Source organism: uncultured Dysgonomonas sp. (assembly GCF_900079725.1).
In the GTDB taxonomy this organism is placed as follows: Bacteria; Bacteroidota; Bacteroidia; order Bacteroidales; family Dysgonomonadaceae; genus Dysgonomonas.
The window spans coordinates 1716183-1728692 of record NZ_LT599032.1 but is presented as its reverse complement, the minus strand read 5'-3'; the positions used below and the strand labels follow the sequence as shown (position 1 = coordinate 1728692).

Sequence of the window (12510 nt, the reverse complement as noted above, 5' to 3'; positions counted from 1 at the left end):
TATTTAAATCTTTTTATGAAAAGTCCTTATATCAAAGGCATCCCCAGACTTTCGGCTTCCACTCGCATTTTTGCCGGCCATATACCAGCCTGTATTTCACCTATATGTGCTTTGCGTAAGTAAAACATACATAGTCGGGACTGACCTATTCCGCCTCCGATAGATTGAGGGAGTTCTCCATTAAGCAAACGTCTGTGAAAATATAATTGTGTACGATCTTCCTGTCCTGATTTTTTCAATTGCTCAAGTAACACTTCCCTATTAACACGAATGCCCATTGAGGAAAGCTCCATTCCCTGGCCCAACACCGGATTCCAAACAATAAGATCTCCATTGAGTCCATTAAATCCATTTTCAGATCTTGTCGTCCAGTCGTCATAATCGGGAGCACGCCCGTCATGTGGTTCACCATTGCTCAGTTCTCCTCCAATACCTATAATAAAAACAGCGCCATATTCTTCCGCCACTTTATTTTCCCGTTCTTTAGATGAAAAGCCCGGATATTTTTTCAACAATTCCTCTGCATGAATAAACTTAATTTCACTAGGCAAAATCGGCACTATAGCAGGGAATGCCTCATATACAAGATATTCGGTACGAACCAGGGCTGCATAAATACGACGAACAACTTCCTTTAAAAAATCGAGATTACGATCTTCCGGAGACATCACCATCTCCCAATCCCATTGATCTACATACAGAGAGTGCAAATTACCTAATTCCTCATCTGCACGGATTGCATTCATATCTGTGTAAATGCCATACCCTTCATTTATTCCATAATCAGCCAAAGTAAGACGTTTCCATTTTGCCAGTGAATGAACAATCTCAGCGCGTTCATCCCCCATATCTTTTATAGGAAAGTTAACGGCACGTTCCACACCATTCAGGTCATCATTTATCCCCATTCCTTTTAAGACAAATAAAGGAGCGGTAACACGACGCAACCGAAGTTCTGATGATAAGTTTTGTTGGAAGAAGTCTTTTATTCGCTTGATTCCCATTTCGGTTTGTTGTAAGTCAAGCAAAGCATGGTACTGTTTTGGTTTTATTAAATAGCTCATTTTGGTATTTTGAACGTTTTTGCTGTTAAATAACACGCAAAGTTAACCTTTAAATATTAATATGGAAACATTTTCACACCAATTAATACATTATGTCATTCCACTCTAAACATATATCATCCCCATAGATAAGCATTTACGGTTGGCTGATGAATAAAAATAATGTATCTTTGCCCCAGTCGAATCCGAACTTAGACGAAAATGCCATAAAAACTCTAATTATCATAAACTACTAATGCCTAATAGAAAGATTAACAGAAGAAAGTTTCTTAAAGTTGCTGCCGTTACCAGTGCAGCAGGATTAATTACCGCAACAGGAATATACAAACTGACAGAATTCTCTAGTAATGCGAAAGGTAAAATTGTCATAATCGGTGGAGGAGCCGCCGGCCTCAGCATGGCTGCCCTGCTGCAACGCTGGTTGGATGAACCGGACATCACCCTTATCGATCCCAGCGATCGCCAATACTATCAGCCTGGATTCACCCTGGTTGCATCGGGGGTGTACACTCCTGATGAAGTATGGAAAGATCAGAAAGGTTGTGTACCCAGTCAGACAAAATGGATAAAGGATAGTGTAAAGGAAGTAAATCCTGTGAGCAATCAGATAGTAACAGAATCAAACGGTAATATAAGCTATGATTTTCTTGTACTTACTCCCGGGTTACAAATAAACTGGGAGAAAACAGAAGGAATCAGCAAAGATACATTAGGCCTGGGGAATGCCCATTCTATCTATGATTTCGAAGGAGCTCAGAAAACATGGACTGCCATCCAGGAATTCTCCAAAACGGGAGGAAAAGGTATCTTTACAGATACTTACACCAAACATAAATGCGGAGGTGCTCCTAAAAAAATATGCTTATTGACAGAACATTATACTCGCAAGCAAGAAACAAGAGACAACGTTACCCTCAGCTATTACACCGCGGCAAATGAGCTTTACGATGTACCGTATTATACTCCACGTTTACTAGAAATATACAATGAACGGAATATTCCGATACATTTGACTACCCGCCTGAAAGGAGTAGATACTTCCGCTAAACGTGTGTATATGGATCATATAGAAACTGTCGGGGATGAAAAAATCATAACGCCTATCACCGAAGACTATGACTTCCTGCACTTCACACCTCCTATGTCTGCTCCCGATTTTGTAAAGAATTCAGGGCTATCCTGGACTGAGGGAAAATTAGCCGATGAAGGCTGGGTCATGGTAGACAAAGAGACATTAGTGCACAAGACATATTCCAATATTATTTGTTTAGGTGATTGCGCGGGAATTCCTACCAGCAAAACTTCTGCCGCTGTGCGTAAACAAGTTCCTGTAGCTGCAATGAATCTTATTTCTCTGATGGACGGTAAGTCTCCGGAGATGAAATACAATGGATATGCAGCATGCCCTATCGTCACCGACTACGGGCATGTTCTTCTTTGCGAATTTGATTATGATAAAAATCCTCAGCCATCAGCACCTTTTACCATGATGGATATGTCGAAAGAGCAAGCAGCAGCATGGCATCTAAAGGTAAAGGTTTTGAAACCATTGTATTTTAACGGGATGTTAAACGGATATGGCTTGTCGTAACAAGATATGAAATTCCTGAACCCCGATTGGAAGTGGCTTTCTCTATATTATGAAGTTTAGGGTTATTCCTCCTCAGGAGCAGTATTTACATACTTTTCGTTCTGTAGTTGCTGTTGTTGTTCATATAATTCAAATATATGATTGCGAAAAGTTGTGTTGCGTTGTAGCTTATTGTAGGCTTCTTTTGCCGCTTTCTGCTGCGATTCTTTTTTGGAGTAACCTGTGCCAAGGCCAGCTTGCTCTCCCATAATTATCACAGCTGTTTTGAATATAGGAGTATTGTTCTCGTCAACAAAGCTATCGATAAGATCAAAACTAACAGATATCTTTTGCTTCTGACTCCATTCTATCAATCTGGATTTATAATTGGCCTCTAGTTCTGCTACAGATTCTATGTTCAGATGTTCCTGTATAAGGCGCTCAAAAACAAATCGTTTTGCAGCTCTATAGCCCTGATCAAGATATATGGCACCAATGAATGCTTCCAGTGCATTGCCATACATGTGCGTATTCGGAGTTGTATTCCGGGTCGATGTTTTGATGAGTTTATCTATGCCGATCTCCAAAGCAAGCCTGTTTAGCGTTTCGCGTTGGACAATCTTAGAGCGCATATTGGTAAGGAAGCCTTCTTTCTTATATTCGAATTCTTTGAATACAATATCAGCTACGATTGCATCCAGAATAGCGTCACCGAGGAATTCGAGGCGTTCGTTATTGATCCATCTGCCGTCTTTCAGTTTTATCGACGATGACTTATGTAATAAGGCCTGTTCGTATAATGTAATATTGTACGGATAGAACCCAAGTATTTTGCAAAAAGATACATAAGGCTCCTTCCCTCTTTTAGGAAGAAGCCTCATACCTCGATATATCTTTTTAAGCACGTTGTTTTCCTATTTCTTAAACTTTTTGACTATCACACATGCATTATGTCCGCCAAAACCAAATGTGTTGGAAAGTGCTACATTAACAGTTCTCTTTTGAGCCTTGTTGAATGTAAGGTTCAGTTTGTAATCTATTTCAGTATCTTCATCACCTTCTGTAAAGTTGATTGTCGGAGGAACGATATCGTTCTGAACCGCCAATACACAGAACATGGCTTCCAAAGCTCCTGCTGCACCCAATAAGTGGCCGGTCATTGATTTGGTAGAACTGATGTTCAGATTATATGCATGCTCACCGAATACTTCTTTGATAGCTTTTATCTCAGACGGGTCACCTACCGGGGTCGATGTTCCGTGTACATTGATATAATCCATATCAGTAGGGCTCATGTTTGCATCTTGCAGAGCATTTCTCATTACCAACTTAGCTCCTAATCCTTCCGGGTGAGAAGCAGTTAAATGATAAGCATCTGCAGACATACCTCCGCCAACTACTTCTGCATAGATTTTAGCTCCACGGGCAAGGGCATGTTCCAGTTCTTCGAAAATAAGACATGCAGCACCTTCTCCCATGATAAACCCATCGCGGCTGGCGCTAAATGGACGTGAAGCTGTTTCTGGCGAATCATTGCGTGTAGATAATGCAGTCATGGCATTAAAACCACCGACACCGGCAGCTGTAATAGCTGCTTCCGCACCGCCCACTACAATAACATCGGCCTTACCCATACGGATAATGTCGAAAGAGTTTATAGCACTATGAGTAGATGAAGCACAGGCCGAAACGGTTCCGTAGTTAGGGCCGCGTAGACCATGACGAATCGAAATAAGTCCTGCTGCAATATCCGAAATCATCTTAGGGATAAAGAAAGGATTGAATTTTGGTCCGTTTTCTTCATTTTTTGCATAATAACTGACTTCTTCTTCGAAAGTCTTTATACCACCAATGCCAGCGGAGAAGATAACACCTATACGATCGCAGTTCTCTTTTTCAAAATCAAGTTTTGAATCCGCGATAGCTTCTTCGGAAGCACCTATAGCAAGTAATGTATATCTATCGCATTTGCGCATTTCTTTCCTGTCCAGATAGACAGAAGGATCATATCCTTTAACTTCGCAAGCGAATTGTGTTTTGAATTTTGACGCGTCAAAATGAGTAATAGGTCCAGCCCCACTCACCCCGTTTATGGCGTTGTTCCATGTAGTGGCTACATCGTTGCCAAGAGGAGATACCGAGCCTAGACCTGTTACTACTACTCTTTTTAATTCCATAAGTAAATATTGGAAAAAAAATTATTTTGCATTTGCTTCAATGTAAGAGACAGCATCTCCTACTGTAGCGATTTTTTCAGTCTGATCATCTGGAATAGAAATGCCGAATTCTTTTTCAAATTCCATGATTAATTCTACTGTGTCAAGTGAGTCAGCTCCTAGGTCGTTTGTAAAGCTAGCAGTATCTGTTACTTCAGATTCTTCTACACCTAACTTATCAACAATAATTGCTTTCACTTTTGATGCTACTTCTGACATAATTTCTAGTTTTGATTAATAATAAATTTTTATTTCTAATTTTGTCGGTGCAAAGTAACAGTTTTTTATACATATGAAACAAATATTTTGTGGATAAAATAGTTAAAATTGCACATTTTTTTTGTTTGTGTGCAGGCATCTTAAATTATACTTAATGACTAAAATCGCAATTTTCGCCTCCGGGTCAGGTTCTAATGCAGAGAATATAATAAAGTATTTCGCAAATAATGAGACTGTAAGTATAAAGCTCATCATTTCGAACAAAGAAGATGCATATGTACATCAGCGGGCTAAAAATTTAGGGGTAGATTCTGTTACATACTCAAAAAACGACTTTTACCATACAGATAAAGTTCTTGAGTGCTTGTTGCAAAGGGAGGTCGATTTTATTGTATTGGCGGGCTTCCTGCTGAAAATTCCGGAAAATCTGCTACAGGCATATCCTGATAAGATAATTAACATACATCCGGCCTTACTGCCAAAATTCGGGGGGAAAGGTATGTATGGAGATAATGTACATAAAGCAGTGGTCGAAGCGGGTGAGTCGGAATCGGGGATTACGATACATTATGTAAATGAAAATTACGATGAAGGAGCAATTATCTTTCAGGCTAAATGCCCGGTTTCCGCTACTGATGGTTATGAAGATGTTGCAAAAAAAGTACATGAACTGGAGTACACATACTTTCCTGTAATTATAAATAAGGTGCTGAACGGTTAATCTTTATATTGATTTTGTAGCCTTTCTTTTATCCTGCGAACTGACTTTTTGGGAACAGTTTTAGGGGTATTATCCTGCTGTTTCTTTTCTTCAACTTTAGCAGGTTTCTCCTGATTTTCTACATTGTTATTAATTGTAGTAGTGCTACTGTTGTTATTGCTATTATAATGTTGTTGTCTTATGGTTGACTGAGGAGGATTGGCTACCCGTTTAATACCTGGTCTGTTTATTATGTAAGTAGCATTTTCATCTGTACCTACTTTTTCATCATTTACAGTTCTGGAGATAATCCTGGTTGTTGATTCAGTCGCACTTTTTTCTTCAGGTATATCTGTTTCCTCTGTTTTTACAACACGGTCTACTAGCTTGCCATCGGCAGTGATCTCCCTTCTAATAACAGGTTCCGGAGCTTTAGGTGCTTTTTTCTTTGCTTCAGAGGTGTTGTTTACAGGTACAGTGGTTGCCGTAGTAGCTACATTATTGTTGAATAAATAGTCATTTGTCAGATCGATAGGGATTTTTAATCTATTCAGCGTTTTTTCTGATACAAGGTACCAAATCTCACCGAATGGATTTCCCGAAGCAGTATCGGTAACCCGCATCTCACGTTTAATAACTTCCGATGGATAGAGCTGGTTGGTTACAGAAAACGGTACTTCCAGCCCATTAATGTAATAGGTCGGCTTTCCGTTAAATCCGATATACATATTGGTTAATTCCTGAATAGAGGCATCTTTTTTCATCAGGCTGTCAGCTATGTTCATAGCAGCTTGTTCTTTCTTTTTCCTGTTCCGGTAATCTCTGGCAAGCCGGAAGCCTAAAGCATCATTTCTTTCGTTGTTGATCTTCTTTTCTTCACCGACTTCACGTAACAACCGGTCTATATCGAGAACGGCTTCCTCTAAGTTACTATAATTGGGGTCTGTTTCGCCAAAGATAGAATCAATTTCTGCGTTTTGGCTTTTCCTGAATAAAAATTTGGAGTATTCATCAGTCAGTCCACCGCTGATGGTATTTACGACACGAGTAGTATCACCTGTGCTGATAACATATATCCTTTTTCCTATCTGTTCAGCCTCTTTCTTTGTAGGAGCCCTATATATCTGGGCTTCTGCAAATAGCGGGATAAGCAGTAGGAGTGTTAATGTTATTATATATTTGCTTGTACTCATTTGTGTCTCTTTATGTAATTTATGTATTTGATATAGTAACCCTAGTTAGTATATACGCAACAAATATACAAGTTTTTATTGAAAGATATTTTACTCTTACAAAATTTAGCATAATTAGAATTTCATTTTATTATTTTATAAACTTGCAATCCTTGATAAGGTTGTAGATATTTGCTACTTTTGCACATAATAAATCAACTATAAAAATATTAATTCATGGCAACACCTCCGTTTAAGTATCAGGAAACTTTCCCTCTTGGAAAAGATACAACAGAGTATTATCTCTTGTCGAAAGACTTCGTTTCTACCGCAAACTTTGAAGGTCAGGAAATTTTAAAAGTATCACCCGAAGCACTTACTTTATTAGCTCAGCATGCATTCCATAATGTGGAGTTTTTGCTTCGTCCTGAGCATCAGGAGCAGGTTGCAAAAATTCTCTCCGATCCTGAAGCCAGTGATAACGATAAGTTTGTGGCGCTTACTTTTTTGCGTAACTCCGAGATCTCGGCTAAAGGTATACTTCCGTTCTGTCAGGATACAGGCACAGCGATTATAATGGGTAAGAAAGGCCAGAATGTATGGACCGGAGGAAATGATGAAGAGGCTCTCTCGAAAGGAGTATATAATACTTTTACGGAAGACAATCTGCGCTACTCGCAGAATGCGCCCCTGGACATGTATAAGGAAATAAATACAGGGAGCAACCTTCCTGCGCAGATAGATTTATATGCCGTAAACGGGGATGAATATAAATTCTTGTTCGTAGCCAAAGGTGGAGGCTCGGCTAATAAGACTTATCTTTATCAGGAAACAAAAGCATTGCTGACTCCCGGTAAGCTGGAAAAATTCCTTATAGAGAAAATGAAATCGTTGGGAACAGCAGCTTGCCCTCCTTATCATATTGCATTTGCTATTGGCGGCACTTCCGCCGAAACAAATCTGAAGACAGTGAAGATGGCTTCTACAAAATATTATGATAACCTACCTACTTCAGGGAATGAAGGTGGTCAGGCTTTTCGCGATCTGGAGATGGAGGCGAAATTATTGAAGGCAGCCCAGGAGTTAGGCCTGGGGGCGCAATTCGGTGGTAAGTTCTTTGCTCACGATATCCGTGTAATCCGTTTGCCTCGCCATGGAGCTTCTTGTCCGGTAGGAATGGGAGTATCCTGTTCGGCAGATAGGAATATTAAAGGTAAAATCAATAAGGACGGAGTTTGGTTGGAGAAACTGGAAGATAATCCGGCTCGTCTCATCCCTGAAGAATTACGCAATGCGGGGGAAGCCGGTGGAGTAAAGATAGACCTGAACCGTCCGATGAAAGAAATTCTTGCAGAACTGACTAAATATCCTGTTTCGACCCGTTTGTCCCTTACCGGCACAATTATCGTTGGGCGTGATATTGCTCATGCAAAATTGCAGGAACGAATCGATAACGGTGAAGGATTACCACAATATATAAAAGATCACCCTATTTACTATGCAGGTCCGGCAAAAACGCCGAAAGGCTACGCCAGCGGATCTATGGGGCCGACTACAGCGGGGCGTATGGATTCCTATGTAGACTCATTCCAGTCGCAAGGTGGCAGCCTTATCATGATTGCCAAAGGGAACCGCAGCCAGCAGGTAACAGATGCCTGTCATAAGCATGGAGGCTTCTATCTGGGTAGTATAGGTGGTCCGGCGGCTATTCTGGCACAGAACAGTATCAAGAGCCTAGAGTGTCTTGAGTATCCTGAACTAGGTATGGAGGCTATCTGGAAAATTGAGGTCGTTGATTTTCCTGCTTTTATTCTGGTAGATGATAAAGGAAATGATTTCTTCCAACAATTGAAGCCTATTAACTGTGCGACATGCTAAAATCATTTATATGATTATAAGACAAACAGGGGCTGAACTTTAAAGTTCAGCCCTTATTTTTGCTATTTGTCTGAATATAATCCTACATGGTTCCCCTCGCTATCGGCAAATACACAGAAGTAGCCACGGTTTTCTGCCTCTATTTTTGTTTTTGGGATAACAACTTTTCCTCCATTCGATTCTATTAAAGATAAGGCGAAAGCTATATCTTCACAGTTGAGGCTGATAAGCACTCCGTTTTTTGACGGGAGAAAATCTTCCGCCCATGAAATTGCGCCGGGCGACAAGCCGTCTTCGTCAGGGAAGAAAGCCATCTTTTCACTCTCGCAATCAAATTTTGGCATTTCGATTCCGAAAATAGTTTCATAAAATTTTACAGCCCTGCTAAAATTACTGCAAGGGATTTCGAAGAACGATACTAATCTTTTCATAAGTCTGAATTTAATATGTTAATTGACATTGCAAAAGTAGGGTATCAGGCTCTTCGAATCTTGTAAGAAAAGGACATTCAATCTGCTACGAGAAATAATCGGAATAAGGGGTGCAGACTGATATAAATTCGGGAGGAGTATAGCCGGCAAAAGCTTTAAATTCTTTTATCAGATGAGGTTGGTCGTAATATCCGCAATCGAAGGCCAACTCTGTGATATTAATATCCGGTGTGTTCTGTAGGGTATATAACGCCCTTTGAAAACGTACTATGCGTGTAAACTCTTTTGGGTTGATACCCACATATTCAGTAAATATACGGTTGAACTGCTTATAACTAAGGCATGCTATTTCGGATAAAGATCTAATACTGGACTGGTGCTTGTGATTTATAGCTTTTATTACTTCCGTTATCCGCTTCCGGTTGTGATTGTCGAATAGCCTTAGACGGGAAATAAGTGCGGATTCTATCAATGCTATTGCCTTATTGTTATCTTCTTCGTTATAAACACGATCTTCCAGCTCGCTCAGGGATTTATCGCTCAAGTCGTTAAGAGATACATCCATTCTGTAGAATTCATTCATAGGCATCGGAAAGAATGCCTTGGTTCCGAAAGGGTGGAAAACAACGACAATCATATTTACTTTACCGGTAGACACTAAATCCGTAAAACCTGTCGATTGTCCGCAAATAAATGATTGGGGTTGTATTTTATTATCGGATAGCGAGTTCATTCTGTCACCACGATGGAAAATCATTTGCATAAATCCCGTAGGGATTACCCGTTCCGAAACGGTATTAATCCCATCCATTTCTAATATCCAATAGTGCTTAACAAATGGAGCCAGTATTGGTGATGGCTTTATGAATCTGAAAGTTTCCATTAAGATAAATATATGAAAAAATAAAGCAGAAGCAAAGTTAAGCGCTTATCTTTTCTTTGTCTTGTAAAAAACGGACATTGTGATATAGTGAATAGGGCGATAAAATTATTTATCGCCCTATTCGCAAGTAAATCACATATTCTGATCGTTATTATAAACTACGTATTTTTGCATTACGAAACCAGATTAAGGAGTTTCCATGTTTTCCCTGCAAACCGATAAATCCTTTTGTCGGTAGTTCGGCAAATGGTTTAGGCAGCCAGCTCGGAATTTTTGTTCCATCAGGATTTGTTGTCCCCGAAGTCCATTTGCTCATATTCATCTCTGTGACTTTCTGTCCATTAAGTGTCACAGTGATATGCTGTCCTTCACATTTTATATGCATGTGGTTCCATTCTCCCGGTTTCTTTACTACTTTGTCTTTGTTTGCACCCAGATGGCCATAGATAGCACCGCATTTTTCGTATGGCTTGGCATTCTTGAAATGCTCGCTATGGTCATCGGCTATTTGTATTTCTACCGAATTGGGGATCCAGTTCTTGGTATCTGTACAGTAAACGACTACTCCGCTATTGGTTGCTTCATCTGTTTTGAATTCGAGATCAAGCTCAAAGTTTTCATATTGGGTGGTAGTCCAGATAGATTCGTCTTTTACTGCGCCGAGTACTCCGTCTTTTTCGCTCCATACTTCCGGGTTATAATTTGCATCTGAAAGATTAGTCCCGAAGAGTGGTTTCCATTTGTTTTTGTTAGCTGATAAAGCGGATAAAGAACAGGCAATTAATAAAATAGATAAGATCAAAAAGATACGTTTCATGGCATTTGTTTTTTAATAATACATTTAAATAAATCATAAGGTGAACAAATGTATCTCTTTTTTAACAATTAGATGTAAGGATTTCAAGAAATTATTATACTGATTAAATAAAAAAGACCGGACAATTTTGTCCGGTCTTTTTTATATAGTAAAGCGATTTATTTTACTTTATCTACAATTGCTTTGAACGCTTCAGGATGGTTCATAGCAAGGTCTGCAAGAACTTTGCGATTGATTTCCACTCCGTTTTTGTGAAGAGCTCCCATCAGGCGGGAATAAGACAATCCTTCAAGGCGTGCAGCAGCGTTGATACGTTGTATCCACAGTGCACGGAAGTTGCGTTTTTTAGCACGACGGTCACGGAATGCATAGGTAAGACCTTTTTCCCATGTGTTTTTGGCTACTGTCCACACATTTTTGCGGGCTCCGTAGTAACCTCTTGTTAGTTTTAATACTTTTTTTCTGCGGTTGCGCGAAGCAACATGATTGACTGATCTTGGCATAATTTACATTGTTTTGAATGTCAGCGGTTCCTTTCGTTTTGGAACTCTTTGGTGCATACATCCGGTTAATAAATCTTTAAAACTTGCTTTTGTAAAACGAAATAGATTATTTAAGAGCTAATAATTTTTTCACCGCTTTCTCGTCTACTTTGTGAACAAGTGAAGAGTGAGTAAGATTTCTCTTTTGTTTTTTCGTTTTCTTAGTCAGGATGTGACTTTTGAAAGCATGTTTTCTTTTGATTTTTCCTGATCCGGTAAGGGCGAACCTCTTTTTGGCACCGGAATTAGTCTTCATTTTTGGCATCTCAGTTTATTAATTTAATTATTTAAAGTACGAATACATACAAAGTATCCGTTTTATTCTTCGTTGTTCTCTTCTTTTGGTTTGTCTGCTTTTTTCTCTATAACCTTTTTCTCACCGTCTTTCGGTTTAGCCGGAGCCGGAGCTTTTGCTGGTTGCTTTTTAGGGGAAAGCATCATGATCATCTTCTTACCTTCAAGGGCAGGCAATTGATCCACTTTTCCTAAGTCTTCAAGTTCTGTAGCAAAACGTAGAAGAAGAACCTCTCCTTGTTCCTTAAACAGGATCGAACGTCCTTTGAAGAACACATAAGCTTTCACTTTTGCTCCTTCTTCGAGGAAGTTTTTCGCATGATTGAGCTTAAAGTTAAAGTCATGGTCATCGGTTTGTGGTCCGAAACGGATCTCTTTTACCACAACTTTTACAGACTTGGCTTTAGCCTCTTTCTGTTTTTTCTTCTGCTGATAAAGGAACTTCTGATAATCGGTGATTCTACAAACAGGGGGATCGGCTGTTGGAGAAATTTCAACTAAATCAAGTTCGAGGTCATCAGCTAGTCGTAAGGCTTCGTTTATGGTGTATACACCTTGTTCTACATTGTCACCGACTAAACGGACTTCCCGAGCCCGAATATTTCCATTGATTTTGTGTAACTCTTCTTTGCGATTATTAAATCTGTTGTTTCTCATTCAAAAACTGTTAGAATTCCTTTATCTTTTTTATTTAAATATTTAATTTTCAAAAATATAAATAACG

Annotated in this window: 14 protein-coding genes; 3 read left to right on the top strand and 11 right to left on the bottom strand. The window is 39.5% G+C overall.

The features are described from left to right. Window positions 1-26: 26 nt before the first annotated feature. A complete protein-coding gene (asnA, locus tag QZL88_RS07550) occupies window positions 27-1064 on the bottom strand; it encodes an aspartate--ammonia ligase (RefSeq protein WP_296939767.1) in 1038 nt (345 codons plus the stop codon). A 235-nt stretch (window positions 1065-1299) separates the two neighbouring features. Between asnA and QZL88_RS07545 the strand changes: the two genes are divergently transcribed. Further along, complete coding sequence (locus tag QZL88_RS07545; protein WP_296939765.1) at window positions 1300-2655, top strand: FAD-dependent oxidoreductase; 1356 nt, start codon at window positions 1300-1302, stop codon at window positions 2653-2655. Between the two features lie 62 nt (window positions 2656-2717). Here QZL88_RS07545 and rnc read toward each other — a convergent pair whose 3' ends face one another. Genes rnc through QZL88_RS07530 form a run of 3 tightly spaced genes read right to left on the bottom strand, consistent with a single transcriptional unit; the run spans window position 2718 to window position 5069 of the window. Then, window positions 2718-3515: a ribonuclease III gene (gene rnc / locus QZL88_RS07540; protein ID WP_296939764.1), complete on the bottom strand. Its 798-nt coding sequence runs from the start codon at window positions 3513-3515 to the stop codon at window positions 2718-2720. Window positions 3516-3548: 33 nt separating this feature from the next. Further along, on the bottom strand, window positions 3549-4811 hold the full coding sequence (fabF, locus tag QZL88_RS07535) for a beta-ketoacyl-ACP synthase II (protein ID WP_296939763.1): 1263 nt from the start codon (window positions 4809-4811) through the stop codon (window positions 3549-3551). A 21-nt stretch (window positions 4812-4832) separates the two neighbouring features. After that, window positions 4833-5069, bottom strand: coding sequence for an acyl carrier protein (locus tag QZL88_RS07530; RefSeq protein WP_006798850.1), 237 nt, complete (start codon window positions 5067-5069; stop codon window positions 4833-4835). Between the two features lie 154 nt (window positions 5070-5223). Between QZL88_RS07530 and purN the strand changes: the two genes are divergently transcribed. Beyond that, window positions 5224-5790, top strand: coding sequence for a phosphoribosylglycinamide formyltransferase (purN, locus tag QZL88_RS07525; RefSeq protein WP_296939760.1), 567 nt, complete (start codon window positions 5224-5226; stop codon window positions 5788-5790). Here the strand turns inward: purN and QZL88_RS07520 are convergent. After that, window positions 5787-6962 (bottom strand): hypothetical protein, encoded by a 1176-nt coding sequence (locus QZL88_RS07520; protein ID WP_296939757.1) that lies wholly within the window; start codon window positions 6960-6962, stop codon window positions 5787-5789. The two genes, purN and QZL88_RS07520, sit on opposite strands and share 4 nt — an antisense overlap. Before the next feature lie 216 nt (window positions 6963-7178). Here QZL88_RS07520 and QZL88_RS07515 point away from each other — a divergent pair, with 216 nt between their 5' ends. Then, on the top strand, window positions 7179-8819 hold the full coding sequence (locus QZL88_RS07515) for a fumarate hydratase (protein ID WP_296939728.1): 1641 nt from the start codon (window positions 7179-7181) through the stop codon (window positions 8817-8819). A 62-nt stretch (window positions 8820-8881) separates the two neighbouring features. Here the strand turns inward: QZL88_RS07515 and QZL88_RS07510 are convergent, their stop codons facing one another. The 6 genes from QZL88_RS07510 to infC all read right to left on the bottom strand — a co-directional run bounded on the left by QZL88_RS07510 (window position 8882) and on the right by infC (window position 12443). Further along, window positions 8882-9250 carry a VOC family protein gene (locus QZL88_RS07510; protein ID WP_296939726.1) on the bottom strand — a complete coding sequence of 123 codons (369 nt, stop codon included), beginning with the start codon at window positions 9248-9250 and terminating at the stop codon, window positions 8882-8884. An 85-nt stretch (window positions 9251-9335) separates the two neighbouring features. After that, window positions 9336-10133, bottom strand: a complete 798-nt coding sequence (locus QZL88_RS07505) for a helix-turn-helix domain-containing protein (RefSeq protein ID WP_296939724.1) — start codon at window positions 10131-10133, stop codon at window positions 9336-9338. Between the two features lie 151 nt (window positions 10134-10284). Then, the gene (locus QZL88_RS07500; protein WP_296939722.1) at window positions 10285-10950 is read right to left on the bottom strand and encodes a DUF1080 domain-containing protein; all 666 of its coding nucleotides are present in this window, start codon (window positions 10948-10950) and stop codon (window positions 10285-10287) included. Between the two features lie 158 nt (window positions 10951-11108). Beyond that, window positions 11109-11453 carry a 50S ribosomal protein L20 gene (rplT, locus tag QZL88_RS07495; RefSeq protein ID WP_291107332.1) on the bottom strand — a complete coding sequence of 115 codons (345 nt, stop codon included), beginning with the start codon at window positions 11451-11453 and terminating at the stop codon, window positions 11109-11111. 106 nt (window positions 11454-11559) lie between these two features. Then, window positions 11560-11757: a 50S ribosomal protein L35 gene (rpmI, locus tag QZL88_RS07490; protein ID WP_006798842.1), complete on the bottom strand. Its 198-nt coding sequence runs from the start codon at window positions 11755-11757 to the stop codon at window positions 11560-11562. A gap of 53 nt (window positions 11758-11810) precedes the next feature. Next, the gene (infC, locus tag QZL88_RS07485) at window positions 11811-12443 is read right to left on the bottom strand and encodes a translation initiation factor IF-3 (RefSeq protein ID WP_296939721.1); all 633 of its coding nucleotides are present in this window, start codon (window positions 12441-12443) and stop codon (window positions 11811-11813) included. Window positions 12444-12510 lie beyond the last annotated feature (67 nt).